The following is a 25367-nucleotide window of genomic DNA, read 5'->3' on the forward strand; positions in this document are numbered from 1 at the left end:
CGGTCCCACGGGGGGCTTCAATGAACCGGGCCGCTGAACCATTCGCCGGTTTTGCTCAGGCGCCATGCAGTGACGCTTAACGTCGCCCCGCGAACGAGCATGAACAGTAGCAATGTCAGCCACAGGCCGTGGTTGCCAAGGTTTTGTACGGCGTAGGCGATGGGAGCGATGATGGCCACGCTCAGCATCATGGCGTTGCGCATTTCGCGCGCGCGTGTGGCGCCGATGAACAAGCCATCCAGCAAGTAACTCGCAACCGCCAGCAAGGGCAATGCGGCCAGGTACGGCAAGTAGATGAAAGCGGTATCGCGGACCTCGGCAATATCGGTCTGCATCTGGATGAACAGGTGTCCGGCGACCGAGAACAGCAGGGCGAAAGCGACGCTGGCGATCAACGACCAGCCGCCAGCAACCGTCAGCGAACGGCGCAGGGCCGCGCGGTCGCGCGCGCCGATGGCATGGCCGCATAGCGCTTCGACGGCATGCGCCAGGCCATCCAGCGCATGGGCCGTCAAGAGCAGGCCGTTGAGCAGCAGAGCATTGGCGGCCACTGTGGCATCACCCAATCGCGCGCCTTGCACGGTAATCAGAAAGAACACCGATTGCAGGGCCAGGCTGCGAATGAAGATGTCGCGGTTTACAGCCAGCAACGGCCGCCAGTTTCGCCACAGTTTCAGCGCGCTCCAGGCGAGCTGCCCGGGCCAGTCGCGCAAGGTTTTTTGCGTCAGTGCCAGCCCCAGCAAGGCGCCGGTCCACTCCGCTACTACAGAGGCGCGCGCGGAACCGACCACGCCCCAGTCCAGACCGATGACGAACCACAGATTCAGCGCAATGTTGACCAGGTTGGTGGTCAGCAGGATCGCCAGCGGTGCCTTGGCGTTCTGTGTGCCAAGGAACCAGCCGACCAGCGCGTAACCGGCCAGCGACGCGGGAAGCCCGAACAGCCGGGTATGGAAGAACTCTTCGGTGAGCAGTTGCAGGTCCGCGGACGGTTGCATCATGGTCAGCGCCATATGGCTGAATGGCAGGCCCACGATGCCCAGCAACACCGCTAGCCCCATCGCCAGTAACAGGCCCTGCATCAGAATCTGCCGCAACGCCGTGCCGTCGCCGCGCCCGGCGGCCTGCGATGCAAAACCGGTGGTGCCCATGCGCAGGAAGCCCATGGTCCAGGCCAGAAACGTGTACAACGTCGCGCCCACGGCCACGGCACCCAATTGATGGGCATGGGGCAGATGGCCGATCACGGCGCTGTCGACCAGCGCCACCAATGGCACGGAAATATTGGAAAGAATCATCGGCGCCGCCAGCGCCCAGACCCGTTGATGGGTAATGCGGTGGCGCCAGTCGCTGAGCAAAGTGGACATGAAGGCTCCCGGGCAAGGCGGGCATTGTAAAGGCCAGTGCCGCCGTAATCCCGTAGGAGCCAATTTATTCGCGAATGCTTTCATCGAGGCACTACATATGTATCGTATGTTCCGGATTCGTCGTGGCTAAACTCACTTCCATGATGAGTTTCGGTATTTCTTTGAGAGCGGGCGGAAACCACGACCAGCACGACCAGTTTAGCGCTGAGAACAAAGTCTCAATCCCAATGTCTATTTTCGCGCTGCGTCATATTGGACGTGCGGCTGCTATATAGTCTGTCCCTCTCAATCGTTGCCATATGAGTGCCCCATGCTTAACAAAGGATTGTTTCTGGCCTGCGTGCTTGCGCTGCTGAGTGGCTGCGATTCCTCCACGTCCGACAAACCCGCTGCGGTTTCTGCGCCCGTCGCGCAATCAGCGGCAGTGGAGTCGAACAAGCCCAAGCCGGCGGTGGACATTCCTGCGTTGAGCAAGCGCTACGCCGGACGGGAGCTGACCGTTGTCGACGTGTCGGAAATCCAGGTCGACGGCGCCAGCACGCTGTCGGTGAGCTTTTCCGTACCGCTGGACCCGGAGCAGAAGTTTGCTGAAAAACTGCATCTGGTGGACAGCAAGAACGGCAAGGTCGATGGCGCATGGGAGCTTTCGGACAACCTGATGGAACTGCGGCTGCGGCATCTGGAGCCTCAGCGCAAACTGGTGCTGACCGTTGATCCCGGTCTGTTGGCCGTCAACAAGGCCAAGCTGGCCGCCGAGTTCGTCAGCCGTCTGGAAACCAAGGACTTGCAGGCAACCGTTGGCTTCGCCAGTCGCGGCAGCCTGTTGCCGACACGATTGGCGGAAGGCCTGCCGGTCATCGCCCTGAACGTCGACAAGGTCAACGTCGAGTTCTTCCGGGTCAAATCCGACGCCTTGCCTTCCTTCCTGAGCAACTGGGGCGGCTCCTCCAGCTTGCAGAGCTACGAATCCGAAGACTTGCTGGCCCAGGCCGATCTGGTCTACGGCGGTCGCTTCGACCTGAACCCGGCGCGCAACACGCGGGAAACGGTATTGCTGCCCATTGCCGGCATCAAGGCGTTGCAGCAGCCGGGCGTTTATCTGGCCGTGATGAAAGCGGCGGGTAGCTACAGTTATTCGAATTCCGCGACAGTCTTTACCCTGAGCGACATCGGGTTGTCGGTGCATCGCTACGCCAATCGGCTGGACGCGTTCACCCAGGCACTCGAAGGCGGCAAGGCCCTGAGCGGCATCGAGCTGGAACTCTACGACAGCGATGGCAAAGTGGTCGGGCAGGCCAAGACCGATTCGGCTGGCCACGCCGAGTTGCCGCTTCCGGCCAAGGCCGCGCTGGTGCTGGCGCATAAAGACGAACAGACCAGCATGCTGCGGCTGGACAGCTCGGCGCTGGATCTGGCGGAGTTCGACATCACCGGACCGGGTGCGCATCCGCTGCAATTCTTTATCTTCGGCCCGCGCGATCTGTATCGTCCCGGCGAAACCGTGCTGCTCAATGGCCTGCTGCGCGATAACGATGGCAAGGATGTCAAACCGCAACCGATCACGGTGGAGGTGCGGCGCCCGGACGAGCAGGTCAGTCGCAAGTTTGTCTGGGAAGCCGACAAAACCGGGCTCTATCAATATCAGCTGCAGCTGTCGGATGAAGCGCCGACCGGGCGCTGGCAACTGGTGTTCGACCTGGGGGATGGCAAGCCGCAGCTGTATGAATTCCAGGTCGAAGACTTCCTGCCGGAACGCATGGCGCTGGAAATCAAGGCCAGCGACACGCCGATTGCTCCCGCAGACAACGCAACCTTCGACGTTACCGGTCGCTATCTGTACGGCGCGCCGGCGTCCGGCAATAACCTGACCGGCCTGCTGTATGTGCGTCCGCTGCGCGACGCGGTGCCTGCGCTGCCGGGTTATCAATTTGGTTCGATTACTGAAGAAGAGCTCAAGCAGGATCTGGAAATCGAAGCCAGCACCCTGGACGAACAGGGCAAGCTGAGCATCGATGTCGAAAGCCAATGGTCCAAGGCCAAGTCGCCGTTGCAGCTGATTCTGCAGGCCAGCCTGCAAGAGTCTGGCGGCCGGCCGATCACCCGGCGTCTGGTGCAACCGGTCTGGCCGGCAGAGCAACTGCCAGGTTTGCGCCCATTGTTTGGTACCGACAAGAACAGTGGCGACGGTGAAGACGATTACACCAATGGCCTGGCCCAGACCGATGGCGACGGCCCGGCCGAATTCGAAGTGTTGGTGGCTGACAGCTCTGGCAACAAGCTGGCCGCCGAAAACGTCAAGGTGCGGCTGATTCGTGAGCGTCGCGACTATTACTGGAACTACTCGGACAACGATGGCTGGAGCTATCACTACAACGAGAAGTACCTGAACCTCAACGAAGAAACCGTCAGCATCAAACAAGGCTCGACCGCCAAAGTCACGTTCCCTGTGGAATGGGGCCCATATCGCGTCGAAGTCGAAGACCCGCAAACCGGTCTGGTCAGCAGCATGCGTTTCTGGGCCGGTTATCAGTGGCAGGACAACGCTGAAGGCGGCGCGGTACGGCCTGATCAGGTCAAGCTGGCGCTGGACAAACCGGCTTATGCCGATGGCGACACCGTCAAAGTCACCGTGACGCCGCCGTCAGCGGGCAAGGGCTATCTGCTGGTTGAATCCAGCGAAGGTCCTTTGTGGTGGCAGGAAGTCGACGTGCCAGCCGAAGGCAAGGCGTTCGATATCCCGCTGGACAAAAAATGGGCGCGTCATGATTTGTACGTCAGCGCTCTGGTAATTCGTCCCGGCGAGCGTAAGGCCAATGTCACGCCCAAACGTGCCGTCGGCGTATTGCACTTGCCGCTGGATCGCAGCCAACGCAAGCTGGCGCTGAGCATTACAGCGCCGGAAAAAATGCGTCCCAAGCAGCCGTTGAAACTCAAGGTGCTCGCTAAAAACGCTGACGGCAGCGTGCCGAAGGAAGTCCACGTACTGGTGTCTGCGGTAGACGTTGGCATCCTTAATATCACCAGTTATGCGACGCCTGATCCGTTCGCCAGCCTGTTCGGCCGCAAGTCGTATGGCGCTGATCAACTGGACGTCTACGGGCAGTTGATCGAGGCGGGACGCAATCGGCTGGCGTCCCTGGCATTCGGTGGCGACGCCGCGCTGGCCAAAGGCGGTAAGCGGCCGGAAACCAGCGTGACGATTGTCGCCCTGCAAAGCGCACCTGTGACGCTGAATGAGCAGGGCGAAGGCGAAGTCAGCGTAGATATTCCGGACTTCAACGGCGAACTGCGCGTCATGGCGCAGGCCTGGACCGGTGATCGTTATGGCATGGCCGAGGCGAAAACCGTGGTGGCCGCGCCGATCATTGCCGAGCTGTCGGCCCCGCGCTTCCTGGCGGGCGGCGATCAGACCACTGTGGCCATGGACGTCTCCAACCTGTCCGGCAAGGCGCAGAAACTCAACGTGCAACTCAGCGCCGAAGGGCAGTTGAGTCTGGCCAATGGCGAGATCATCCAGAGCGTGCAATTGGCCCAGGGCCAACGCAAGACGCTGCGCATTCCGGTCAAGGCGCTGGGCGGTTTCGGCCAGGGCAAGATCAAGGTGCTGGTGCAAGGTCTGGATCTTCCCGGCGAAACCCTGCCGCCGTTCACTCGCGAGTGGACCATTGGTGTGCGGCCAGCCTATCCGGCGATGCTCAAGCATTACCGTGCAGCTATTACCGATCAGCCATGGAATCTGCCGGAAGGCGCGCTTGAAGCCTTCGAACCCGCTGGGCGTGAAGCCTTGCTGGCGGTGTCGAGTCGTCCGCCGCTGAACCTCGGCGAGCAGATTCGTGCGCTCAAGGCTTATCCGTATGGCTGCCTTGAACAGACCGCCAGCGGCTTGTACCCGTCGCTGTATGCCGACGCGGCAACGCTCGCGCGTCTGGGACTCAAGGGCGAGCCGGACGCCGCGCGCAAGCGCAGTGTCGAAATCGGCATCGAGCGCTTGCTGGGCATGCAGCGCTACAACGGTAGCTTCGGGTTATGGAATTCGGACGGCGAAGAAGAGTATTGGCTGACGGCTTACGTGACCGATTTCCTGTCCCGCGCTCGCGATCAGGGTTTCGCCGTACCGCCTGAAGCGTTGAAAAAAGCCAACGAACGCCTGCTGCGTTATTTGCAGGAGCGTAACCAGATCGAAGTGAGTTACAGCGAAAACGCCGAGCACACCCGCTTTGCCGTGCAGGCTTACGCCGGTCTGGTGTTGTCCCGCAGCCAGCAAGCGCCGCTGGGTGCGTTACGCAGCCTGTTCGACCGCCGTAACGATGCACGTTCCGGTCTGCCGCTGGTGCAACTGTCTATCGCGCTGGAAAAAATGGGCGACAAGCCTCGCGCAGATCAGGCCATGCTGGCCGGGCTGGCGGCGGGGCGCAAAGCCAACGAATGGCTCGCCGATTACGGCAGCCCGCTGCGCGATCAGGCGCTGATTCTGGCGCTGCTGGAGGAAAACAATCTGGCCGCCGACAAGCGCGATCAGCGTCTGTTTGCCCTGGCTGACGAAGTCGCGGCCAACCGCTATCTATCGACGCAGGAGCGCAACTCGCTGTTCCTCGCCGGGCGCGGATTGCTGGGCAAACCAGAGAAAAACTGGAAAGCGATTCTCAGCAGCGGCAGCGAAACCAGTGAAATCAACAGCGCCAATCCGGGCCTGAAGCTCGAAGGTGCATTGCTGGCTGCGCCGATGTCTTTGCAAAACACTGGCAGCGAGACGCTGTATCAGCAACTGACCCTCTCCGGTTATCCCTCTCAGCCGCCTGTGGCCGGAGGCGAAAACCTGAGCATTCGCCGTGAATATCTCAGCTTGAACGGCGAAGAGGCGAATCTGGCTGCCCTGAAAAGCGGGCAGTTGTTGCTGGTGCATATCGAAGTCAAAGCCAGGCAGCGAGTGCCGGATGCATTGGTGGTTGACCTGTTGCCTGCGGGCCTGGAACTGGAAAACCAGAATCTGGCGCAAGCGGCGGCGAGCCTCGATGACGCCAGCGAGTCGGTCAAGCAATGGAAGGAGTCGATGGAGAACGCGGGGATCAAACACCAGGAATACCGTGCCGATCGTTACGTCGCGGCCCTGGATCTCAGCGGTGGCAACACCGTCCACTTGCTGTACCTGGCCCGTGCCGTGACGCCGGGTATCTATCGCGTGCCGCCGCCACAGGTGGAATCGATGTATCGGCCGAACTGGCAGGCCTTGGGTGAAGCGCCGGCGCAGTTGGTGGTGAAGGGGAAATAAACAGCTGGTGGAACTGACTTGTGGGACCGGCTTAGTGGGACCGGCTTTAGCCGGGAAGGCGGCATTCGGACGACGCAGATGCAGTGGATGTACCTGCCTCTTCCCGGCTGAAGCCGGTCCCACAAAAAAGCTGGATTGCGCTTAATGAATAATCCAGCTCAACAGCCACAACCCCAGCACCAGCCAGATGATGCCCGCGACGATTGAGGCGCGCATGAAGGCGCGCACGGCCGAGTAGAGCAACATCAGCCCGACAATCAGCGCCAGAATACTGATCAACGAAGTGTCCATGCCCAGCGTGCGTGACAAGCCGTCGACAAAGTTGCCGCCCGCGTGAGTGAACAGATTGAATATCCATTCCAGTCCATCGACGATGAAGCGAATTACCGCGCCGAGCGCCTGGCCAAGCCATTCGAAAAAGCTTTCTACCTGCATATGTACGTCCTGATGAGATTCATGGAAAAACGCAACTGTTCGCTTTGGCTGTCCGTTGGCGCAACGAGTTCCGTGGATCATAAAGGCTCTTTGCCGTGAAGCTGCGAATACTTGCGCAACGACAGCGCTCCGGCCATGCCGGTCGGTTCCTGCGCTGGCTTGTCGGCTCACTGTTTCTGGTGGTTGCCTTGCTCTGGCTCGCCGATCGCATCTGGCCGTTGCCGTTGCCCAAGGACGATCTGGCGCGTGTCGTGCTGGCCGAAGATGGCACGCCGTTGTGGCGTTTCGCCGATGCCAATGGTGTGTGGCGTTATCCGGTGTCGACAACGCAGGTGTCGCCGTATTACATCGAAGCGCTGCTGACCTATGAGGATCGTTGGTTCTATAGCCATCCCGGCGTCAACCCGCTGGCCCTGGGCAGAGCGGCCTGGCAAAACCTGCATGATGCGCGGGTGGTGTCGGGCGGCAGTACGTTGTCGATGCAGGTGGCGCGATTGCTGGATCCACATTCACGAACCTTGCCCGGCAAAGTGCGCCAGTTGTGGCGCACGATGCAGCTGGAGTGGCACTTGTCCAAGGACGAGATTCTTGGCATTTATCTGAGTCGCGCGCCTTTCGGCGGCACCTTGCAGGGTGTCGCGGCGGCGAGTTGGGCGTATCTGGGTAAATCTCCGCAGCAACTGACCCGCGCGGAAGCGGCGTTGCTGGCCGTGCTGCCGCAGGCGCCGAGCCGCTTGCGACCGGATCGTCATCCGCAGCGCGCCCAGGCGGCTCGGGACAAAGTGCTCAAGCGTCTGGCGGAATTTCAGGTCTGGCCACAAATGGCAGTCAATGAAGCTCTGGAAGAACCACTGTTGTTGGCGCCGCGACAGGAGCCGACGCTCGCGCCGTTGTTGGCGCGGCGCCTGAATCGGCCGCACAGTCCGCCGCTGATTCGCACCACCCTGGATGCAGCGTTGCAGCGTCGGCTCGAAGATCTGTTGCTGGGTTGGCGCGCGCGTCTACCGGAGCGCACCTCGGCGGCGATTCTGGTGGTGGAGGCGCAGAACATGGCGGTGCGCGCTTACGTTGGTTCGGTGGACATCAATGACACCAAGCGCTTCGGGCATGTGGATATGGTCAGTGCGCTGCGCTCGCCCGGCTCGACGCTCAAACCGTTTCTGTACGGCAAGGCCATGGACGCCGGGCTGATTCACTCCGAGTCGCTGCTGCAGGATGTCCCGCGTCGTTATGGCGATTACCGACCGGGCAACTTTTCTGCGGGCTTCAGTGGGCCGGTGGCCGCCAGTTCCGCGTTGTCCATGTCCCTGAACCTGCCAGCGGTGCAGCTGCTCGAAGCCTACGGGCCGAAACGCTTTGCCGCCGAAATGCGCAACGGCGGCGTGCCTTTGACCCTGCCGCCCTTGGCTGAGCCGAATCTCGCCCTGATCCTGGGTGGGGTCGGCAGTCGCCTGGAAGAGCTGGTCGGCGGCTATAGCGCCTTTGCTCGCGGCGGCAAAAGCGCCGACATCCGCCTGCAACCCGACGACCCTTTGCGTGAACGAATCATGATGTCGCCGGGTGCGGCGTGGATAGTGCGCAAGATTCTCAGCGGCCAGTCGCGCCCTGATCTGGACCCGCATGTCGAGCTGGTGCAGCGCCTGCAACTGGCGTGGAAGACCGGCACCAGCTATGGCTTTCGTGATGCCTGGGCGATTGGCGTCGGGCCGCGCTTTCTGGTTGGCGTGTGGATCGGTCGTCCAGATGGCACGCCGGTGCCGGGACAGTTCGGCCTCGCGTCGGCCGCGCCATTGATGTTGCAGGTTCACGATGTGTTGGCCAATCGCGACAGCCAGCGCGGCATCGTCGCGCCGGTCCAGCAAGTGCCGTTGAATGTCGGCGTCGCGGCGATCTGCTGGCCGTTGGGGCAGCCCATGGACAAGAACGACCCCAATTGCCGTCGCCAGCGTTTCGCCTGGACACTGGACGGCACGACGCCGCCAACCTTGCAGGCCACCGATCAACCGCTGGGTCTGGGTTTGCAGGAAAAAATCCGCGTCAATGCCAAGGGGTTGCGCGTCGGTTCCGGTTGCCCTGACGCGCAGGTTGAGGACATTGCACTCTGGCCCGCGCCGCTGGAACCCTGGTTGCCCCGCGCCGAGCGCCGCGAAGCGCGCTTGCCCGCCGCCGATCCCGATTGCCCGCCCCAAGGCCTGATGCTGGCTGCGCCCTTGACCATTGTCGGCGTGCGCGACGGCGATCATTTGCGCCTGCCGGCGGGCAGTCATCAGGCGCTGCGTCTCAAGCTTTCTGCGCTGGGTGGTAGCGGTCGTCGCTGGTGGTTTATCGATGGTGCGCCCACCGCCGATACCGCCAATCAGGACACCTTCGGCCCGACCCTGACGCGCCAGGGTCGCTATGAACTCAGCGTGCTCGACGAAAGCGGCCAGACCGCCAGAGTGATATTCGATGTGGTGGATTGAGCCGAAGTCATCGGGCTGGCAACGAAGAACGACGTGCTCATGGCGCAATTGAGTTCAGAGAAGGGGCAAGAACCCTGCATGGCTGTTTAAAAATCACCGGCCAGGCGCTATCAATTGGTCCAAGGCGTTCCAGAAACTCTTGGAGTACAATGCGCGCCACTGTGATTCTGCTCAAAGGTGCGTCATGCAGCCCTTTCTCATTGCTCCGTCGATTCTTTCCGCCGACTTCGCCCGTCTGGGCCAGGAAGTCGACTCTGTTCTCGCCGCTGGCGCAGACATCGTGCACTTCGATGTCATGGACAATCATTACGTCCCGAACCTGACCATCGGCCCGATGGTGTGCGCGGCCTTGCGCAAATACGGCGTTACCGCGCCTATCGATGTGCACCTGATGGTCAGCCCGGTTGACCGCATCATTGGTGACTTCATCGAAGCCGGTGCCAGCTACATCACGTTCCACCCGGAAGCGACCCAGCACATCGACCGTTCGCTGCAGTTGATCAAGGAAGGCGGTTGCAAGGCGGGCCTGGTGTTCAACCCGGCGACCCCGCTGAACCTGCTGGAATACGTGATGGACAAGGTCGACATGATCCTGCTCATGAGCGTCAACCCCGGTTTCGGCGGCCAGAAATTCATTCCCGGCACGATCAACAAGCTGCGCGAAGCGCGGGCCTTGATCGATGCGTCGGGCCTGGAGATTCGTCTGGAGATCGACGGCGGCGTCAACGTCAACAACATCCGTGAGATCGCGGCGGCCGGTGCCGATACCTTCGTGGCTGGCTCGGCGATCTTCAACACGCCGGACTACAAACAAGTGATCGACAAAATGCGCGCAGAACTGGCGTCAGCCCGCGCATGAGCGGCTTCGAGCAGCTGTTCCCGGGGCGTCTTCCCAAGCTGATCATGTTTGATCTGGACGGAACGCTGGTCGATTCGGTGCCGGACCTGGCCGTGGCGGTCGACAAGATGCTGGTCGCCCTGGGGCGTGCGCCGGTCGGTCTTGGCTCGGTCAGAAACTGGATCGGCAACGGCGCGCCGGTTCTGGTGCGTCGGGCGCTGGCCAACGATCTGGATCACAGCGCGGTCGATGATGAGCTGGCGCAGCAGGCCCTGGCGATCTTCATGGAGGCTTATGCTGACAAGCATGAGTTCACCGTGGTCTATCCCGGCGTGCGCGAAACCCTGAAATGGCTGCAGAAGAAGGGCGTAGAAATGGCCCTGATCACCAACAAGCCGGAGCGCTTCGTCGCGCCGCTGCTGGATGAAATGAAGCTGGGACGGTTTTTTCGCCTGATCGTCGGCGGCGATACCTTGCCGCAAAAGAAACCCGATCCGGCGGCGTTGTTTTTTGTCATGAAAATGGCCAACGTTCCGGCCTCGCAAGCGCTATTCGTCGGCGACTCGCGCAGCGACGTGCAGGCTGCCAAGGCGGCCGGCGTGGCTTGCGTGGCGCTGAGTTACGGCTACAACCACGGTCGGCCCATCGCCGAAGAATCACCGGCGCTGGTTATCGATGACTTGCGTCGATTGATTCCCGGTTGCCTGGATCTGGACGCTGAGATACTGTTGCCGGAAATCAAATCTCCCTCCTTTAGAGATTCCATCGTGGTGGTCACTCGCAAACTCTGGATGAAAGTCATCAAGGCCCTGGCCCGCTGGCGTTGGCGCGCCTGACTTGAATTCGCCGATTATTCGGCACCGTTTGCCTACCTGACCGTTTTACCCTCAAACCACGAGGCTGATCATGAATCGCGAAGAATTTCTGCGTTTGGCTGCTGCCGGCTACAACCGCATCCCGCTTGCCTACGAAACCCTGGCTGACTTCGACACGCCGTTGTCGATCTACCTGAAGCTTGCCGACGAGGCCAATTCCTATTTGCTGGAATCGGTTCAGGGCGGCGAAAAGTGGGGCCGTTACTCGATCATCGGCTTGCCGTGCCGCACCGTGATGCGGGTCCACGAGCAGCAGATCAGCGTGACCCACGACGGTGTCGAGATCGAGCGGCTTGAGTCCGAAGACCCGCTGGCATTCGTCGAAGAATTCAAGGCTCGCTACAACGTACCGACCATCCCTGGCCTGCCGCGCTTTAACGGTGGACTGGTGGGTTACTTCGGCTACGACTGCGTGCGTTATGTGGAAAAGCGCCTGGGCAAATGCCCGAATCCTGATCCGCTGGGCGTGCCGGACATCCTGCTGATGGTGTCCGATGCGGTCGTGGTGTTCGACAATCTGGCGGGCAAGATGCACGCCATCGTATTGGTCGATCCCGCGCAACCGGACGCTTATGACGCAGGCCGGGCGCGTCTCGAAACCTTGATGGAAAAACTGCGTCAGCCGATCACGCCGCGTCGCGGTCTGGACCTGACTCGCCCGCAAGCTGCTGATCCGGTGTTCCGTTCCAGCTTCACTCAGGACGACTACGAAAAGGCCGTCGATACCATCAAGGAATACATCCTCGCTGGCGACGTCATGCAAGTGGTTCCGTCGCAACGCATGTCCATCGATTTCAAGGCTGCGCCTATCGATCTGTACCGGGCGCTGCGCTGCTTCAACCCTACGCCTTACATGTACTTCTTCAACTTCGGCGACTTCCATGTGGTCGGCAGTTCCCCGGAAGTACTGGTGCGTTGCGAAGACAACCTGATTACCGTTCGGCCTATCGCTGGCACACGTCCGCGCGGCGCCAATGAAGAAGCCGATCTGGCGCTGGAAAAAGACCTGCTGTCCGATGACAAGGAAATCGCCGAGCACTTGATGCTCATCGACCTGGGGCGCAATGACACTGGTCGCGTCTCGGAAATCGGTTCGGTCAAGCTCACGGAAAAAATGGTCATCGAGCGTTACTCCAACGTCATGCACATTGTTTCCAACGTCACCGGCCAGCTGAAAAACGGGCTGACGGCGATGGACGCACTGCGCGCCATTTTGCCCGCGGGCACGTTGTCCGGCGCGCCGAAAATCCGCGCCATGGAAATCATCGACGAGCTGGAACCGGTCAAACGCGGCGTCTACGGCGGCGCGGTGGGTTACCTGGCGTGGAACGGCAACATGGACACCGCCATCGCGATTCGGACTGCGGTGATCAAGAACGGCGAACTGCATGTGCAAGCCGGCGGCGGCATCGTCGCCGACTCGGTGCCCGTCCTGGAATGGGAAGAAACCCTCAACAAACGCCGCGCAATGTTCCGCGCCGTGGCGTTGGCTGAGCAGGAGCCGTAAGCAAATCCCGTGGGAGCGAGCTTGCTTTCGAAGGGGATATCGGTACTCAAAAATCCAGGCTCAGCGCCAGATTCACCCCTTGCTGCGTCACGTCATCATTTTTGCGCCAGTTGTATCCTCCACGCAAAGTCAGTTCAGGTGTCAGCTTCTGGCTGATGCCCAGGCTGGCGCGGTTGAGGTCACGCTGCGGCGTGTAACCTTGCAGCGTGAAGTCGTTGAACGGCAGGCTGTTCAGGGTCATGGTCACGTCCTGCTGGTCCGTTTCGAACTCCCGTTCATGGGCCACTTCACCGAACAGCTGGGTTGATGACGTCAGCTGGAATTTGCCCTGTAATCCCGCGCCCAATCGTTTCGATTTACGCGTCTGATCATCAAAGGTCAGCGCCGTCGAGCGGGTGCCTTTTTCCGAGTAGCCGTTGACCTCGATGTGCGCGTAGTCAGCGCTGACGAACGGCGACAGATGCCAGCTACTGCCGCTGCCGGCAAGATCAAAGCCCAGACGTGCGCTCAACGCATACAGCTCGCCGTCGGTGTCGCCTTTCTCCGCGCCTTCGCTGACGCCCAGGGCAAACTTGCGCTTGGCATTCTCATAATCCAGCGTGCCGCCGGAAGCGCCAAGGTCCGCCCACCAGTGATTGGCCTGGTACTGGACGAAAGCAGTGGCGATGTAGCTGTTGAGTTTGTAGTCCGAATCTCGCGGACCAGCTTCAAGATTCTGTCGATAAGCTCCGGCGACCAGTCCCGCGCGCCAGTTTTCGGCGAAGCGATAACTGCCGCCTAGCGTCAGGTTGTAGCCATGACCGTCGGCATCTGCTGAGTTGTCCTGCGCGTCGAAGTCCATTTTCTGACCGCCTGCCGCAACAATGGCCCGCCATTGGCCGACGCCTTGCCAATCGCCCCAATCCGCCAGCCATTGCGCGCGCAATTCATCCTGCTGCGCCCGCAAAGTGCCGTTGGCCATTTCCGGCAACAGAGAAATTTCCCAGGGTGCGGAAAGCAGGGAATAGGCGTAATCGGCAATCAGCCGTTGCCCGGTGACCGTTGGGTGCACTCCGTCGTTGAACAGCAGCTTGCTCGGGTCCGGTGTCGGACTGTTCAGGCCATACACGCTATTTTCGTCGCAGTTGTCGCCATTGAAACAAGTGCCCACCTGATTCTGATCGGCGGCAAGGCCAAAACGGGCCGGGTCGGCGAGCGTTTCTGACACCAGACGCGGAATATTCAGCGGAATTATTTCGGCGTCGATCTGCGCCAGGCGGCTGACCAATTGGGCGTTGAACACATCGCTGAGCAATGAGGTGACCGGTTGCAGGATGGTCCCGGAAACGGCGGGCGTCTGGCCGATGTCCGGCAGCAACCAGACCATGATGTAACGCGCGCCGGACTGTTGCAGCACCTGCGCGCTGTCAGCCAGGCGATTGGCGGCGGCCCGGGATTGGGTAAGACTCAAAACCCGACCCTGCAGGAAATCATTACCACCACCAGTCAGGTAATACAGCGCGTTGGGATCGGCGCGAAAGTTGTTGGTGGGCAGATAGCCGGAACGTGTGCGCAAAACGGTGCCATTGTTGGTGGTGACATTGGACTGTGAAGTGATGGCGTCGTAGATCTGGTCAGTACGATCCCCGCCCACCGCCCAGTTATTGCCATCGGCGACGCCCAGGGCGGCGTTCACCGGAGAAGTCGAGGCGGACAGTTCGCCGGACGCAACATCGAGCTTCATGCCCAGCAACGTGGAGGAATTCAGGCCGAAGACTTCGCCGCTGTTGTCCTGATACGTCGGACCGCTGCGGTTGGTGAAGCGCAGCGTCGCGCCTTGCGGGCCGCCCGCATCCGGGTACTGCCCTGCGTCGGCCAGGCTGTCGCCGAACACCACCATCGTCGAGTAGGGGGAAGGGGCGGCCCAGGCTGGGTTGGACAAAATGAGAAAAAAAATAGCGAGAGGCTTGATTCGTGGGAGGGTGGGCATCGTCAGGGTCCTTATTCTTATTTGAAAGACGTTTTAAGGACCGTAGCAAACGCTGCTGTTAATGCCATACGGCTGGCTGACCAACCGCTGAAGGGTGCTGATTTTTACCTTTTGGCGATTCGGCCGCCGTTAAGTGCGACAGTGAAAGAAGACCGGGACGGTTTGCGGGTGTAACCCGATTTGTTTTTACACCGTCAGATTGGCCTTTACCCCAAGGCTGGTTTGCTTGAGGTAAGGCACCCATCTTGTGTGCTGAAGGGGCATTAAACTCGCCAGGCACTCGCTTACTTGTCGGTAACGGCACGGATAATCTTCAGCAAATCAATTGCCTTATGTTGTAGTACTTTGTTGGCGTGAACATGGTCATATGCTCCATTTGCAAGCGTTGCTCTCAAGTGTTGAGACGTGATCATCCTTTCCAAGGACTGACTCCAACTCTCTACTTTATTGTCTGACAATAGTCCTGTAACTTCATGCTCTACCGTTTTCGCATAGGCTGGAACGTTTGAGTAGATGCCGGGAATGCCGATAATTGAATAGTCCAAAAACTTGATATCCGATTTGGAATCTGAAAAAGTCGATTGTAGCAATGGCGCTATGCCGAAATCCCAATTCAGGTTTTCGGACATCCATGCGCAGAATTTTTCATAGGGTACGTCTTCTTCAGGAACGCGTTTAATGGTGACGCATGCCAAACCAAATATATCGCTTATGGTTTCTTCTTCGCCGACACCAACAATCTCAAATTCAACTGAATTTTTAAATTTATGCAGTACACCCTTTATTGCCGCAGATGCAAAGATGAGATCATTGAGGTGAGTATAAGTACCCATGTAGCCAAATTTAATTTTCTTTCGAACAGCGGGATTGGCTCGGCGATGAAATAACGATTCATCCAAGGCGTTTTCAAAGACATGAGTATTTTCGTTTAGCGGTGAAAGCGCTTTTGCAAGGTTGAAGGTTGATGTGATAATACCGTCTGCTTCTCTCGCGAGTAAGCGGAGAATGTTTTTCTGATGGTACGTCGGCCATTCACGGTCACCTACAAGCCCATGGGCAGTCAACAGATCGTCATCGGTTTCGTAGATTATTTTTATGTTGCGTTTTCGCAGAAGCGACAACTGATCCAGTAGCTCTACGGTGCTATAAAAGTGCCCCCAGAGTCGTTCAATAATCACAACGTCAACAACATGCTGTGGGATTTTAGTGCTGTAAGAGAGCGTGACTGACTCACGGATCGAAGGGTGTGCCAAGGGTCTCAATAGTCGGATCATGCTACAGCCATGAGGCTGCGCGCCGTTTGAGCTGTCGTACAGTACATGCACTCTGAGTTTCGATAGGGCGATCATATCAGTCATCCGCCTTGCAGTTGCCAAACAGGCTGATCATTAGCTTAAGTGCCGCCAGTTCTGGATAGCAGTGAGTTATGCTGACTGAGTTTTTTCTGATGTTATTACGGAGCTCTTTGTTCAGAATAAGGTCTCGCGTTTTAGAGAAGCACATATCTTCATCAGCTGTATCTACTAAAATACCTGTTTCGTTATCAATAATTATTTCAGGAAGGCCCCCATTCATGGGGCCAACTGTTATTGCTCCGCAGGCAATGGCTTCCATTGCAGTTAGCCCCATAGCTTGGAATGCTGAGTAATCCAGAAAGATGTCGGTTGCTCTCAGCAGTTCTGAAACTTGTTGAGGTTGCAGTTCTCCAACACACTCATGTTCAAAGTCACTCGCCAAAGCTTGGTACCCCTCACTATTCCTCTCTGTTCCAAACGTCTTGATTGCTATCATGCTCCCGAACTCTGCTTTCAAGCGTTTTAATATTCTCATCGTTAACTCTGGTGCGCGCCGGGGGGTGGCCGGCCGTATCATTGCAGTTAGATGGGTGACATTCCTGTGGGGTTGCCAAGTCGAATGTGGGTGAAATGAATTATCATCATAATCGGCGCCTATCAGGCTGCACTCAACCCCAAGTCGAGCCTTTAAAATATCTCGATTCCAGCGGGTTTTGGTAATAAGCTTCACTTCTTCAATGAGTGTGTAGCTTTTCAGGGCTCGTGTGTACTCCGGAGACTGCTCGGCAAAAAAGTCAGGTTCGAAATCTTGTATGTAGTAAGCGTACACTTTATCCCGACAGCGCCCTATCAGCGGCTGTATCCACTCTACCGTCAGATACAGTGTGGCGATAACGGCGTCAAAGTGCTGGGCGATCCCTGGTAAGTCATCTGGGGACTGGATGTAGTGCATCGGCACAGAGTTGCTAGGGTGATAAGCTTCGAAAACCTCTTTGTGTGACCGTAAGTTAACGATCTGGGCGTCAATCCCGAGGGCGATAAGGCGACTCGCTTCTAGCATAATAATATTGCTGCCTCCGCCACAGGCTCCGCCTGCCGGGAGCAGAAATAGAACACGCTTTCCTTGATAGGGCAAAAACAGCTGGCGAACCTTCCTCTTGTGTTCTATCAATGAAACTCGTTTTCGAATGTACTCGAGCGCGGGATGATTGGCGGTGATGTGTAGGTGTTGGTCAATTAAGGCCTGGCCATGCTTTTTTGCCAGATTCACTCCAGCGGCTTGGGACAGTTCCATTCGTTTTTCATGAGAATAACTTTTTGACTGAGCATGGTAAACGTACACATCATCAGCGATTGCAAGTGTCCAGCCAGACTTTGCAGCTCTAAGGCAAAAATCATTCTCTTCGCCATAGCCTCGGCCGAAAACTGTTTCGTCAAAATTGCCAATGTCGGAAATTACCTTTCGCTTGATAAGAAAGCAGAAGCCGTTGATGAAGCCGACTCGAGGGTAAATGCAGAGTGACTCATTAGCTATTTCGTTAGCGAATTCCTGAACGGTCATTCCGTCTGGCAATGGGTTCTTGGCCCAATCTCCATGGGCGTCGAAAATCTGAGGTGCTGATTGCCAGGAGGCTGTGTTGCTCAGCGGCCCGACTATCCCGATGTCCGCGTCACTTTTGGCGCAATTCAGTAATCTCTCCAACCAATATGGACTAACAATGGTATCGCTATTCAGCAAAACGACATGTTCACCTTCTGATAACTTCAGGCCGCAATTAGCTGCCTTTGTATATCCTCCGGCAATATCGTTGCGATGTAATATACAACCATTGATTTGGGCGAACCTTTCGATATGGTTTCGTGTAGCGTCGTCGCTGCCGTCGTCCACAATAATGACGCGGAACGGCGGAAGTGTATAAGCGTAGAGGGAGTCCAGGCAATTTTTTACATCAGCCAAAGCATTATGTATGCAGATGACAATATCCACTGACGATGTATGTCGCTTGATTTCCCTTGAGGACTTTGGCCTTTGACCAGTGCTCAGGTAGGGAGTGGTAAACCGCTGAGAGTTTTCCAGAAGGTATCTGATGCGGCTCCGGACTCCATGAACGCCATCTCTTCGGTATATGACATAAGCCTTTTTCAGCAGTGCAGATGGGGCACCAAAATTTTGCTTTGCCAAACAAAATGCTTTTGCTAGCTGCGTGGCTTTGAAGGCCTGGTTGCCGACAACCCTCAGAGGGGCCGTAATCCTCCAGGACGTGCTGCTCAACAGCGCGCTTGTCTGAGTTTGAGCACAAGCCAGAAGTCGTTCGGTTTTATTCAGTTGTTCAGTGGTTTCCCGAATCTGCTGCATAATTTTTTCAATTTCAGACGCCCGCAGGTTGGCCGTGAGTGCTGTGTTTGCGGTCGATACTTCGTTTTCAATCATTTTCGCTAAAGATCCTGAACTTATATAGCCTTCCGGGTTGGACGAGTAAGAGTGGAGATGGTATTCCGATATTTTTCCTTCATCCTTGGTGTTCAAGCGAAATCGTAAGTACTTTAAATCAAAGCCTAGCTCAGCTGGCACCAGGTAATTAAACAGGTAAAAATTCAGGCGCTTGAGTGCTTCAGTGTGTGTGCAATCTTCGGTTATAAACTTGTAAGAACAGTCTCCTAGAATCTGAACAGACTTGGACTGAAGTAATGCTTCGAAGCCGACGCTCGAATTGATGGTTATTATTTCTTCACAATGCTGTATGAAATCTTGACTGTTCTCCGAGTCATCAATTATTAACTCGCGTTGTTTCACTTGAAACAGACTGCCGGGATGTCCGCGGACGAGGATGTTCTTGGCCGGCACTTTGAGTTGTGCATACGAAAGTAGAGCGCAGTTGTCGAAATTATTGCCAAAAGCAATCAGATTTGAATCATCTTCGACCTGGAGGACAATCCCGGTTTTGAGTCGTTGCGATTCATTTGTACTTGTGGGAAGAGTTTGCGGTTCAGTGCGGAAGTAGTTCAGTAGTTCGTCCGTTGTAAGTTTGCCAGAGTACGATCGAGCAATAGCATCATAGCGAGCTTTGGCTTCACTGTTTCCATTGACGCCTTTAAAATCTACGTACATGGTCGGTCGATAGAAAGGATCTCGTAAAGGACCTAGCTCTAAATGAATAATCGGGACTTTACGCGTTCTTGCCGCCTCGTTGAGTGATGGGCAGTTGCACCATGTCACGACACCTTCCACGTCACCGCCATGTTTAGCTAAAATATCTTCTATTGCTAGCGTCAGGTTCGGAATCGGTCGTGTAAGAAACGCTTTGAAGGTTTCACTGGGATTCCAGTTGCTCTCACTCAGAAGATCGATAAATATTTCCAGTGAAAGAAAGTGTAGGTGATGACCCTCTACGTCTTTGGTGCTCGGTACGGTATATCCAAGCCGCTGCTGGGAACTTTCAGAAAATTCCCAACGGGATTTGTCCACGCTTTTGGACTCTGGTAGGTATTCTTTACCTATGATGAATATTATTTTTTCGTTACTGGACTTCAGGAATTTATAAAATACCCAAAGATAAGGAGCGGTCACTCCTCTAAATGCGAACGGAGGAAGAAAAACTGCAATCATTGATCCGAATCCATAATGACTTTTATAGGCGCAAAAACGACTCCTACCTGATTGCGTACAGACCAAAATTTAATCTGATCCATGGGGCGACGCTGATCCAGTTCTTCTCGTGTCCCTTCGCTCTGACAAGAAAGTCCGCAGTGGACCAGGTAATCTCCTGGGCTAATAGGTAGCTTGGTTATGTACTCAATCGTCTGCCTTCCGCTTTTTAAATGAATAGGCTGTGCAGCATTTATATTGTTGTCACCCCAGATATCACTACCCTGAGATTTGGAAAGTGAGATTCCCAAAACAACATCGTTTATATCGGAAGAAGAAAAAATCTCAAAACAGAAAGTGATCTCCTCCCCGCATTGGATTATAGGGTTCTCACTAAAGCATCTTCCATCGGACTTTATGATGTGTGCGCGGCTAATGATTGCTCGTGCGGTGCCAAAACGCTTTTCGTTTAGTGTGAGATTACGTCCTGCTTGTTGCAGTTTTTTCAGGTCGAAATTGTTGTATTTAATTTTTTTTATAATACCCGGATTTGCTTTGGTTTCGTGGCTTGCCTCCCTATTCAACATGCCTTTTTCGTAAGTCAGGACTGCCTCCAATACGTCGCGTGTGTCAATGGTTATACGTCCTCCATCAACAACAATGCAACGATCGGCGTAATCCAGAATACTGCCGGTGGAGTGGGTGACCATGATAATAGTTACCCCTCGGCTTTTCAGCTGCTCCATTCGTTTAAAACATTTATATTGAAAGGCGACATCCCCGACAGCCAATGCTTCGTCAACTATCAATATTTCAGGCTCTATGCAAGCCTGGACGGCGAATGCCAGCCTTACATACATGCCGCTTGAGTAGGATTTCACCGGCTGATCAATGAACTCACCTATGTCTGCAAATTTTTCAATTTCAGTAAAGCGGCTGTCTATCTCCGCCTTTGAAAGACCCAGAACGGTGCCATTCAAATAAACATTTTCCCGCCCTGTAAAGTCTGCGTTGAATCCAGCTCCCAGTTCGAGAAGTGCTGCTATTCTACCTTGAACAATTACTTCACCAGTGGAAGCAGACAGAACGCCACAAATGATCTGAAGTAAGGTCGATTTTCCAGCGCCATTTCGTCCAATGATACCAATAGTTTCGCCACGGTGAATATCGAGTGATATATCTTTCAACGCCCAAAACTCTCGGTAGTATTTCCTTTCCGACGAGGTGAAACGGGGCAGTAGAAACTGCTTGAGGCGGTCGCCAGGGCGATCATAAGTTTGAAAGCTCTTGCTTACATTCTTTAGGCTAACAATAACGTCAGAGTACATCGGCGAACCCTTTTCGTGTTCTCTGAAACCAGGCAAAACCTAGTAAGAAGATGACCAGTGAAACGGATATAGACATAGCTAAATGCATCCAGTCGGGTGGCGCTCCGTAAATCAGGATTGTCCTGGTTTGTTCGATGGTTGCCGTCAACGGATTGAGCAAAAAGAGACTCTGATATTCCTTGGGTAGTGAGGCCAGGGGATAGAATATCGGCGATAGAAACATCAGCGCCGTCGTCACGATGCCTATGACTTGTGAGACATCCCGTAAATAAACGCCCAGTGACGCTAAAAGCCAGGATATACCTAGCGTCATGAGTATTAGCGGAAGCAAAACAATAGGTAAGATAAGCGCGGTCGGGCCTGGCATGCCGGCTATCAGGATATGAAACACTAACCAGACGGCCAAGCTGATGAATAGGTGGAGTAAGGCGGTGCCCATGTTTACGATGGGTAATATTTCAAGTGGAAATACTATCTTCTTCACATAGCTTGAATTGTTTACGATGGTGCCTGGCGCTCGTGTGAGGCATTCGGCAAACATGTTAAATACTATAAGTCCCGAAAACAGAATAAGTGCGAACTCGCTGTTGCTGCTCTCGGTGTTATGCCAACGCATTTTGAACACAACGCTGAATACGAACGTATAGACCGTCAGCATCAAGACGGGGTTGACAATCGACCAAAGCGATCCGAGAAGTGCCCCTTTGTATTTTCCGGATACGTCTCGTTTGACCAGCTCAAATATGAGCCTTGAGTGAAGCCGCGTACTTTTTAATAAATTCAACGGATTGCTGCTGTTTATTCGCATTGAATGACTGCCTCCAGATATTCATGAAATCGTTACCAATGTTCCTCACAGGATGGGATGCGGAGGATCCTCGCTACTGAAAGATTGGCAGCCGTGGCCAACTTCGGCTGCGCCGGTTCTACGTTTGTGATTGCTGTAAAGAAGGCGAATTCGCCCGAGGAAATGGGAAGTCCGTTGGCACCATCGCTGCTGACGGATTACTGGCTCGTGAGAAGAGGTTCAGGCGAGCGCATCAGTTGTACACCTCGACTACATCCAGCGTTTTGGTTTCCGCGTCTTTGGCTGACAGGATCGGTTCGCCTTGCAGCGGCCAGTCGATGGCTAGCGACTTGTCATTCCATCGCAAGGTGCGCCCCTGCTTTGGCGAATGGTAAGCGGTGGTTTTGTAGACGAATTCGGCGGTTTCAGAGAGAACCAGGAAACCATGAGCAAACCCTTCTGGTATCCACAGCTGTTGCTTGTTTTCTTCGCTCAAGTAAGCACCAACCCAGCGGCCGAAAGTGTCTGAAGTTCTGCGTAAATCGACAGCTACGTCGAACACTTCGCCAGATACGACCCGCACCAGTTTGCCCTGGGGGCATTTGACCTGGTAATGCAGGCCACGGATTACATTTTTGACAGAACGGGAATGGTTATCCTGCACAAAGTCGACCCGGCGGTGGATCGCAGCCTCGAAGTGCTTCTTATTGAAACTTTCCATAAAGAAGCCGCGTTCGTCCTCGAATATTTGGGGTTTGATCAGGAACACATCAGGAATAACCAGGGATGTCGCAATCATCAGTACACCGTTTCTTTAAGAATTTGCTGGAGATATTGGCCATAACCGTTTTTCAATAAAGGGGCAGCGAGGGCCTGCAGTTGTTCTGCGCTTATCCATTTTTGCCGGAATGCAATTTCCTCCGGGCAAGCGACTTTCAATCCTTGGCGGCGCTCAAGGCTGGCTATAAAGTTGCCAGCTTCAAGAAGCGAATCCTGAGTTCCAGTGTCCAGCCAGGCATAGCCGCGACCCATGATTTCAACTGAGAGCTCGCCTCGTTCGAGATAAATCCGGTTAACGTCGGTTATCTCCAGCTCACCTCGGGGTGAGGGCTGTATATTTTTGGCAATGTCAATAACCTGGCTGTCGTAGAAATACAGTCCGGTAACTGCATAGTTGGAACTTGGCTTAAGAGGCTTTTCTTCCAGGGCAATGGCTTTGCCTTGAGCGTCGAACTCCACCACGCCATAGCGTTCCGGATCGTTGACGTGATAGGCAAAAACGCTGGCTCCGTGTTGCCGGGATGTAGCGCTGTCGAGGAGCGTGTGAAAGTTATGACCATGATAAATGTTGTCGCCGAGGACTAATGCTGACAGGCCATTGTTAATGAAGTTTTCACCAATAAGGAATGCTTGTGCCAAGCCGTCCGGAGATGTTTGGACTGCGTAGGAGATATTCAGTCCCCATTGACTTCCATCCCCTAACAATTGTGCAAAGCGGGGTGTGTCTTGTGGTGTCGAAATAATCAGGATATCGCGCATGCCTGCCAACATGAGCGTAGTCAATGGGTAATAGATCATGGGCTTGTCATAGACAGGCAGCAGTTGTTTGGAGACTGCCAACGTTGCCGGATGCAGGCGAGTGCCAGAGCCGCCGGCAAGGATGATTCCTTTGCGCTTGTTCATAGTGCTCTCTCAAGTGTTTCTTTGACCATTCGAACCACGCCGGTTTGCCAGGTAGGCAAATGCAAGGCGAACGCGCGCTCCAGTTTTTGGGAATTCAACCTTGAGTTAGCCGGGCGTAGGGCTAGCGTTGGATAAGCCGCTGTTGAAACTGCAGTTAATTCGTTCGGTGCGATGTTGAGTTTTGCTCCAAATGCCTCCGCCTGCTCCAGCACAAAACGAGCGTAGCCAAACCACGAAGTTTCCCCGGCGGCTGCGAGATGGTATAAGCCGCCCAGCTCTGGTTGCCGGAATACTGAGCGGATGGCATGTGCGGTGATGTCCGCTAACAGCTCGGCGCCGGTGGGTGCGCCGGTTTGATCATCGACGATACTTAGGCTTTTCCGCGCCCCGGCCAGTTGCAATATTGTTTTGGCAAAGTTATTACCGCGCGCTGCATAGACCCAGCTGGTGCGAAAAATCAGGTGTCGGCAGCCGCATGCCTGAATGGCTATTTCGCCTTCCAGCTTACTGGCGCCATATACATTCAGCGGCGCAACCGGGTCTTTCTCTTGCCAGGCGTGGCCACGGTTTCCGGAGAAAACGTAGTCAGTGGAGTAGTGCACCAGCAAAGCGCCGAGACTCAGCGCCTCCTGCGCCAGCACCGACACCGCCTCTGCATTGATCTGGTACGCCAGGCGCGGTTCATTTTCAGCCTGATCAACCGATGTGTAAGCCGCAGCATTCACGATGACGTTTGGCTTGACTCGTCTCACGGTCGAACGGAGTTCGTCAATATTGCTCAGGTCGCCACAATAGTCCGCGCTTCTGGAGTCAAGCGCCACCAGATCACCTAAAGGTGCAAGACTGCGTTGTAGTTCCCAACCTACCTGGCCGCTTTTCCCGAGCAGAAGAATTCTCATGCTGTCTGGCCAGCATAATGTTGACTCACCCAGTCACGGTAGGCGCCGGACTGGACATCCGTTACCCAGTCCTTGTTATTCAGGTACCACTCGACGGTTTTACGAATGCCCGATTCAAAGGTCTCAGCCGGCTTCCAACCTAGCAGGCGCTCAATTTTGCGGGCATCTATAGCGTAGCGGCGGTCATGACCAGGACGGTCTTTTACATGGGCGATTTGAGCGCTATAAGGTTGACCGTCAGCTCGTGGACTCATTTCGTCCAGTAACTCGCAGACTGAGTGCACGATGTCGATATTGGTTTTTTCGTTCCAGCCCCCGATGTTATAAGTTTCTCCAGGGCTGCCGGCGGCCAGCACGCTTCGGATTGCGGCGCAGTGATCTTTCACATAGAGCCAGTCGCGGATCTGCTGGCCGTCTCCATAAATGGGAAGTTCTTTGCCCTCAAGTGCGTTGACTATAATCAGCGGGATCAGCTTTTCCGGGAAATGGAAAGGGCCATAGTTGTTTGAGCAGTTCGTGGTGAGGACCGGCAGATCGTAAGTGTGATGATAGGCGCGGACCAGGTGATCACTTGCTGCCTTGCTCGCCGAGTACGGACTGTTAGGCGTATATGGGTGATATTCGGTGAATGCTGGATCGTCGCCGTTGAGCGAGCCATACACTTCATCGGTAGACACATGCAGGAAACGAAATGTGTTCCGAGCGTCGGTTGCCAGTGATGTCCAGTAGGTCCGTATGCCTTCCAGCAAATGGAAAGTACCGACAACATTGGTGTCGATGAAATCTTTCGGACCGGTAATGGATCGATCAACATGGGATTCTGCTGCGAAATTCAGCACCGCCCTTGGCTGATTCGCTGCCAGTAATTTGCCTACTAAATCGCCGTCCCCGATATCACCGTGAACAAAAGTATGACGAACATCACCCGCGATGCTGTCGAGGGTTCTCAAGTTGCCTGCATAGGTCAGCTTGTCGAGATTTATGACAGGCTCATCGGACAGTGCCAGCCAGTCCAGAATAAAATTCCCACCGATAAACCCTGCGCCGCCGGTAACCAAAATAGTCAT

At 55.7% G+C, this 25367-nt stretch carries 16 protein-coding genes; 5 read left to right on the top strand and 11 right to left on the bottom strand.

All coding sequences use genetic code 11. The annotated features are described in order from the left end of the window. Nucleotides 1–17 precede the first annotated feature (17 nt). A complete protein-coding gene (locus tag ACP7E4_RS25095; protein ID WP_426118403.1) occupies nt 18–1367 on the bottom strand; it encodes an MATE family efflux transporter in 1350 nt (449 codons plus the stop codon). 310 nt (nt 1368–1677) lie between these two features. Here ACP7E4_RS25095 and ACP7E4_RS25100 point away from each other — a divergent pair, with 310 nt between their 5' ends. Beyond that, nucleotides 1678–6636 (top strand): alpha-2-macroglobulin family protein, encoded by a 4959-nt coding sequence (locus ACP7E4_RS25100; RefSeq protein ID WP_426118405.1) that lies wholly within the window; start codon nt 1678–1680, stop codon nt 6634–6636. Between the two features lie 141 nt (nt 6637–6777). On the opposite strand, the gene ACP7E4_RS25105 is transcribed toward ACP7E4_RS25100, so the two are convergent. Continuing rightward, nucleotides 6778–7071 (bottom strand): hypothetical protein, encoded by a 294-nt coding sequence (locus ACP7E4_RS25105; protein ID WP_426118407.1) that lies wholly within the window; start codon nt 7069–7071, stop codon nt 6778–6780. A 149-nt stretch (nt 7072–7220) separates the two neighbouring features. On the opposite strand from ACP7E4_RS25105, the gene pbpC reads away from it, so the two are divergent. The 4 genes from pbpC to trpE all read left to right on the top strand — a co-directional run bounded on the left by pbpC (nt 7221) and on the right by trpE (nt 12753). Continuing rightward, complete coding sequence (pbpC, locus tag ACP7E4_RS25110; protein WP_426118466.1) at nt 7221–9533, top strand: peptidoglycan glycosyltransferase PbpC; 2313 nt, start codon at nt 7221–7223, stop codon at nt 9531–9533. A 184-nt stretch (nt 9534–9717) separates the two neighbouring features. Beyond that, nucleotides 9718–10392 carry a ribulose-phosphate 3-epimerase gene (gene rpe / locus ACP7E4_RS25115; RefSeq protein ID WP_426118409.1) on the top strand — a complete coding sequence of 225 codons (675 nt, stop codon included), beginning with the start codon at nt 9718–9720 and terminating at the stop codon, nt 10390–10392. Then, nucleotides 10389–11207 carry a phosphoglycolate phosphatase gene (locus ACP7E4_RS25120; RefSeq protein ID WP_426118411.1) on the top strand — a complete coding sequence of 273 codons (819 nt, stop codon included), beginning with the start codon at nt 10389–10391 and terminating at the stop codon, nt 11205–11207. The genes rpe and ACP7E4_RS25120 overlap by 4 nt, the downstream gene beginning before the upstream one ends. Before the next feature lie 70 nt (nt 11208–11277). Beyond that, nucleotides 11278–12753 (top strand): anthranilate synthase component I, encoded by a 1476-nt coding sequence (gene trpE / locus ACP7E4_RS25125; RefSeq protein WP_426118412.1) that lies wholly within the window; start codon nt 11278–11280, stop codon nt 12751–12753. A 46-nt stretch (nt 12754–12799) separates the two neighbouring features. Here trpE and estP read toward each other — a convergent pair whose 3' ends face one another. The 9 genes from estP to rfbB form a co-directional block, all read right to left on the bottom strand. Continuing rightward, nucleotides 12800–14632, bottom strand: a complete 1833-nt coding sequence (gene estP, locus ACP7E4_RS25130) for an esterase EstP (protein ID WP_426118468.1) — start codon at nt 14630–14632, stop codon at nt 12800–12802. A 374-nt stretch (nt 14633–15006) separates the two neighbouring features. After that, complete coding sequence (locus ACP7E4_RS25135) at nt 15007–16080, bottom strand: hypothetical protein (protein WP_426118413.1); 1074 nt, start codon at nt 16078–16080, stop codon at nt 15007–15009. Further along, nucleotides 16073–19624: a GT99 family glycosyltransferase N-terminal domain-containing protein gene (locus ACP7E4_RS25140; RefSeq protein ID WP_426118415.1), complete on the bottom strand. Its 3552-nt coding sequence runs from the start codon at nt 19622–19624 to the stop codon at nt 16073–16075. The genes ACP7E4_RS25135 and ACP7E4_RS25140 overlap by 8 nt, the downstream gene beginning before the upstream one ends. After that, nucleotides 19621–20931, bottom strand: coding sequence for an ABC transporter ATP-binding protein (locus ACP7E4_RS25145; RefSeq protein WP_426118417.1), 1311 nt, complete (start codon nt 20929–20931; stop codon nt 19621–19623). The genes ACP7E4_RS25140 and ACP7E4_RS25145 overlap by 4 nt, the downstream gene beginning before the upstream one ends. Continuing rightward, nucleotides 20921–21739: an ABC transporter permease gene (locus tag ACP7E4_RS25150; RefSeq protein WP_426118419.1), complete on the bottom strand. Its 819-nt coding sequence runs from the start codon at nt 21737–21739 to the stop codon at nt 20921–20923. The genes ACP7E4_RS25145 and ACP7E4_RS25150 overlap by 11 nt, the downstream gene beginning before the upstream one ends. Nucleotides 21740–21971: 232 nt before the next feature. Further along, a complete protein-coding gene (rfbC, locus tag ACP7E4_RS25155) occupies nt 21972–22517 on the bottom strand; it encodes a dTDP-4-dehydrorhamnose 3,5-epimerase (protein ID WP_426118422.1) in 546 nt (181 codons plus the stop codon). Then, nucleotides 22517–23401, bottom strand: coding sequence for a glucose-1-phosphate thymidylyltransferase RfbA (gene rfbA / locus ACP7E4_RS25160; protein WP_426118423.1), 885 nt, complete (start codon nt 23399–23401; stop codon nt 22517–22519). Before rfbA ends, rfbC begins: the two co-directional genes overlap by 1 nt. Beyond that, nucleotides 23398–24300 (bottom strand): dTDP-4-dehydrorhamnose reductase, encoded by a 903-nt coding sequence (gene rfbD, locus ACP7E4_RS25165; RefSeq protein WP_426118424.1) that lies wholly within the window; start codon nt 24298–24300, stop codon nt 23398–23400. The genes rfbA and rfbD overlap by 4 nt, the downstream gene beginning before the upstream one ends. Next, a complete protein-coding gene (rfbB, locus tag ACP7E4_RS25170) occupies nt 24297–25367 on the bottom strand; it encodes a dTDP-glucose 4,6-dehydratase (RefSeq protein WP_426118426.1) in 1071 nt (356 codons plus the stop codon). Before rfbB ends, rfbD begins: the two co-directional genes overlap by 4 nt.

The organism is Pseudomonas sp. DSP3-2-3, assembly GCF_049898225.1.
GTDB lineage: Bacteria > Pseudomonadota > Gammaproteobacteria > Pseudomonadales > Pseudomonadaceae > Aquipseudomonas.